We start from the raw sequence: 3,534 nt of genomic DNA, 5'->3' as shown, positions 1-3,534 counted from the left end.
TGGAAACAATCGGCGCGGTGAGCCATAACCCCATTGTCAGCCTGCCAGCTCTGGCTGCCTGACCCGAACCCGATCCCGATCCTGCCGTGGATTGACGGTTCCTACACCACCTCCTGGGACACGACCGTGGCTCCCCGAGTAGGATTCGAACCTACGGCCATTCGATTAACAGTCGAATGCTCTACCGCTGAGCTATCGGGGAGCAACCCGCTTTCGCTGGGCAGGCCGCGCCTATAGCAGCGGCTTTCCCGCCATGGCAAGCGCCAAATGATGGAAATTTATGCGATGAATTGCTCAGCCGCGATGCGGTCGTCCAGCGTATGTTCGGGGTCGAACAACAATGTCAGCGGGGTCGCGCGGTCGATGCCGATCTCCACCTGCGCGATGTCGCGCACTTCGCGTTGGTCGGCCACGGCGCTGACCGGGCGTTTGACGGGATCGAGCACGATGAAACGAATGACCGTGTTTTCGGGCAGGATGGCGCCGCGCCACCGTCGGGGACGGAACGGACTGATAGGGGTCAGGGCTACGAGCGCGGACCCCAGCGGCAGGATGGGACCGTGGGCGGATAGATTATAGGCGGTGGAGCCGGCCGGGGTCGCCACCAGCACGCCATCGCACACCAGTTCGGGCAACACGGTGCGGCCGTTCACCTGCACCTCCAGCTTGGCGGTCTGGCGGGTTTCGCGCAGCAGGGAGACTTCGTTGATGGCGGGGATGGAGAAACGCTCGCCATCGATCGTATCCACGGTCATGCGCAGCGGATTGACCTTGAAGCTCTTGGCCTTCTCCAGCCGCTGGTCGAGCCGTTCCAGTCGCCATTCGTTCATCAGGAAACCGACAGTGCCCAGGTTCATGCCAAAGATCGGTACGATTCGCCGCCCTTCCAGCATCGAATGGAGCGTCTGGAGCATGAAGCCGTCGCCGCCCAACGCGATGATCATGTCGGCCTGCTCGACGGCCACGAAGTCATAGGCGGCGCGCAGCCGCTCCTCCGCGGCCCGCGCGGCCTGGGTGGGGGACGCGACCAGAGCGCGCCGCGGCTCGCTGCTCATCCGCCGGTAACGCTCATATGCCGCCGCGTGGCGGCGCCTTCGCCTGCGCCGATGCGGAAATCGTGGGCGGCCGGCTTCAACCGCAACGCCCGGTCGATCAGCGGCTCAACGGCGGGCAGGCCGCCTTCGCGCAGGGCCTCCTTGAAGTCGACATGGTCTTCATGGCCCAGGCACATGAATATCTTGCCCTCGCACGTCATGCGGATACGGTTGCAGTCGGCGCAGAAATTCTGGGTGAGCGGGGTGATGACGCCCAGTTTGATGCTCATCCCCTCGACCGCATGATAGCGGGCAGGGCCGCCAGTCCGGTGGGAGAGGGGCGTGAGCGCATGTTCGGCGCGAATGCGTTCGGCGACCAGTGTCAGGGGCAGATAATGGTCGGTGCGATCCTCGCCGGTATCGCCGAGCGGCATGGTTTCGATCAGGGTCAGGTCGAAACCCTGCTCGCCGCACCAGCGCAGCATCGGCAGAATTTCATCGTCATTGACGCCCTTGAGCGCGACCATGTTGATCTTGACCGCAAGCCCCGCGGCACGCGCGGCGTCCAGCCCGACCAAGACCTGATCAATCTTCCCGCCGCGGGTGACATGGGCGAAGCGTTCGGGATCGCGGCTGTCCAGGCTGACATTGATCCGCCGCACGCCCGCATCCGCCAGCATCTCCGCATGATCGACCAGCCGCGTGCCGTTGGTGGTAAGGGTCAACTCATCCAGGCCCGTGCCGATACGCCGTCCGATCCGGCGCACCAGATCGCCGATATCGCGCCGGACCAATGGCTCGCCACCCGTCAGGCGAATCTTGCGGATGCCGCGCGCGATGAAGAGATCGGCCAGCAGCGCGATCTCCTCCAGCGTCAATACCTGATTCTTGGGCAGGAACTGCATCTTTTCCGCCATGCAATAGCGGCAGCGCAAGTCGCAGCGGTCGGTCACAGAAATGCGCAGATAGCTGATCCGGCGGCCTAGGCCGTCGGTCATCAGGGGGCGTAAGGGATCGGCCATGGCCATGCCGACTAGCTAGGCGATGGACATGGCCTGCGCAAGCGAAGTTGCGGGGGGCGCAAGAGGTCGGTAACGGCTTGATGCTAAGGCCTGACAACAAGGTGGAGCGATGCGCTGCGCCGGGGGACAGATATAAGTGAGCGGGGATCATACCGCAGACAGCCATCGCAGCCTTTTCATCCTGTCGCCGGGCGATCGCGACGGGCTGTGCCACGCCGCGCAACGGATCGGCTGGCGCGCGATCGGCGCGCGGCGGGCCAAGGACGCGCCACAGCGTTATTTGCATAGCGAGGCGCAGGTCGCGCTGGTCGACCTGCGATCGGGCGGGCAGGCGCAGCGATTGCTGTCGCCGCTGGTGCCGCCGATGGAGGCGGGCGGCGGCGCATTGCTGGTGCTGGTCGATCCGCAGGACCAGGGGCAATTGCCCGCGTTGATGGCTGCGGGGGCGACTCATTATCTGGTGGGGCCGGTGACGGATGCGGCGCTCAACGCCGCTCTGGCGTCGGCGCACCGGCTGGTTGAGCGTGTGGGCGGCGGCGTGGCCCACAACCAGCGCGCCCAGCGGATCAGGCGGGGCGACGCGCTTTATTGGGAATTGGCGCGGGCCGGATCGCTGCTGCGGCTCAGCGACAGTCTGGCGCGGCATCTGGACCTGGCCGATTCGCATATCGCCCCGTCGGCCTTGCTGCGGCGATTGCCACGGTCGGAACGGCGAGCGGTGCTGGTCGCACTGAAGGCGATGATCCGCGCCGGTCGTCCCGCTGCGCTGGCGCATGGTGTGCCTGGCCGCCCCGGCCAGCGGCTGGTGCATCATTTGCGGCTGTCGGACGGAGGATTGGCTGCCGATGTCGAATGGCTGTCGGACGGGCATGACAGGGAAAGCGAGACGCGCGACCATCTGACCGGGCTGCGATCGCGGCAGGCGGCGCTCGATTGGCTGGACCGGCGGGCGGGCCTCGCCACCACCATATTGCTGCTCTCCATCAGTCAATTCGACCGCATGAACGCCGCCTATGGCCAGGTGGTCGGCGACGCGCTGCTGGGGCGGATCGCCCGACGGATCGAGCGGATGGTGGACGATGTCGCGCCCGGCGCAATGGTCGCGCGCATCGCGGGCACCGAATTTCTGATCGGGCTGACCGGTGAGGCGGCCGGCAGCGACCGGGCGACCTTCCTGGCGCGGCAGTTGATTGGCGCGGTCGGACGGCCATTTAGCGCGGGCGATCATCTGATCCGCCTTACCGCCCGGTGCGGGATCGCGCAGGCGCGCGCCGAGGATGACGTGACCCAGTTGCTGCGCCGCGCGGGCACGGCGCTGGCCGATGCGCGGCAGGCGGGCGGCGAGGGCATTCGCGGTCGCGTCCGTCAATGTGGTGTAAAATCGGGTGTGGCCACTGGGCTGCATTTTCAGGCGGCCTTGGGTGTAATCTGTAGCGGCTGTGCCTCCTCGATCATTGGTGTGGCAAGGGCGGCCATGC

At 66.2% G+C, this 3,534-nt stretch carries 3 protein-coding genes and 1 tRNA gene; 1 reads left to right on the top strand and 3 read right to left on the bottom strand.

Features of this window, described 5'->3' with window-relative positions; translation table 11 throughout:
- Positions 1-127 precede the first annotated feature (127 nt).
- From EWH12_RS21615 to moaA, 3 genes are all read right to left on the bottom strand, one after another.
- Positions 128-202: transfer RNA gene (locus tag EWH12_RS21615), tRNA-Asn, on the bottom strand.
- Positions 203-278: 76 nt separating this feature from the next.
- Entirely contained in the window at positions 279-1,055 is a 777-nt protein-coding gene (locus tag EWH12_RS21610; RefSeq protein WP_129927790.1) for an NAD kinase, read from the bottom strand.
- Positions 1,052-2,062 (bottom strand): GTP 3',8-cyclase MoaA, encoded by a 1,011-nt coding sequence (gene moaA / locus EWH12_RS21605; protein WP_129927789.1) that lies wholly within the window; start codon positions 2,060-2,062, stop codon positions 1,052-1,054. Before moaA ends, EWH12_RS21610 begins: the two co-directional genes overlap by 4 nt.
- A gap of 130 nt (positions 2,063-2,192) precedes the next feature.
- Between moaA and EWH12_RS21600 the strand changes: the two genes are divergently transcribed.
- The coding region (locus EWH12_RS21600; protein ID WP_129927788.1) for a GGDEF domain-containing protein at positions 2,193-3,534 on the top strand (1,342 nt) is incomplete at its 3' end.

The organism is Sphingobium cupriresistens (assembly GCF_004152865.1).
GTDB classification, from domain to species: domain Bacteria; phylum Pseudomonadota; class Alphaproteobacteria; order Sphingomonadales; family Sphingomonadaceae; genus Sphingobium; species Sphingobium cupriresistens.
This window is presented reverse-complemented; position numbering and strand designations above follow the sequence as displayed.